This is a genomic window from Blautia ammoniilytica (assembly GCF_025566965.1).
In the GTDB taxonomy this organism is placed as follows: Bacteria; Bacillota; Clostridia; order Lachnospirales; family Lachnospiraceae; genus Blautia_A; species Blautia_A ammoniilytica.
In genome coordinates this window covers 1-906 of the sequence record NZ_JAOQJL010000084.1, presented here as the reverse complement: position 1 = coordinate 906, position 906 = coordinate 1, and the positions used below count along the sequence as shown (strand labels likewise).

Genomic DNA, 906 nt, shown 5'->3' with positions numbered 1-906 from the left:
TCCTGGCACATGGGACAGCATCTGCTTCTGCAGGAGTTGTTGTGAACACTGATATATCCGCAGTCCTCACAAACACTGATGTTTACACCAAAAACTCCTGTTTTACAGTTTCTGATGTGATAAGCCGTTTTTCTGTGATGAGCAGGAGGGTTACTCCTCTTTTCATAGGAAGGATAGAACCGTTCAAATACATCCTGTATCGTACATGATTTATCCATAATCATTCACCCCCCATCTCATCAAATGGGCTTTTAATACCAAGCAGAGTTTTATTGCTTACATGCAGATAAATTTCTGTTGATTTTGGATCACGATGTCCCAAAAGAGCCTGAATATATTTTATATCGCAGCCTGACTCAAACAGATGACTTGCAAAACTATGACGCAAACAATGTGTGGAGACGTGTTTTTGAATGCCTGCTCTTTCGGCGCTTTCACGAAAAAACTGAATGACACTATCTTTTGTAAGATAATCCCCTGTCCATGAACTTGGGAACAGAATCCCTCTTGGCCTGCCACATTGAAACCAGTATTCTGTCAATATTTCAAGCGTCCGGTCTGCAAGCAAAGTATAACGGTCAGATCGGCTTTTTCCATCGCGGATGTGTATGGTTTTATTCGTGCGTGAAATATCATCATAATGAAGGTGTGTGACTTCGGAAACACGAAGTCCGCCTGAATACATAGTAGCAATCATAGCTTTGTGCTTCAAATTTGGCGTAGCATCAAGAATAGCCGATATTTCTGCTTTTGTAAGCACCGTTGGTAACTTTCTGTCCCTTTTCATACGAGGTATGTCATCATCATCCCAATTCTTCTTCAATATTTTTTTGTAAAAGAAGCGGATTCCTGAATGGTAGTGATTGTATGTTTCTGGTGAAATCCCGGAAAGTTTCTTTTCAGTTA

The 906-nt window shown here is 40.5% G+C and carries 2 protein-coding genes; both read right to left on the bottom strand.

Going from position 1 to position 906, the window contains the following annotated elements; genetic code table 11:
- The coding region (locus tag OCV61_RS18890; RefSeq protein WP_262583449.1) for a transposase zinc-binding domain-containing protein at nucleotides 1-218 on the bottom strand (218 nt) is incomplete at its 3' end.
- Between the two features lie 2 nt (nucleotides 219-220).
- A partial coding sequence (locus tag OCV61_RS18455) for a tyrosine-type recombinase/integrase (protein WP_158422954.1) occupies nucleotides 221-906 on the bottom strand: 686 nt, incomplete at its 5' end.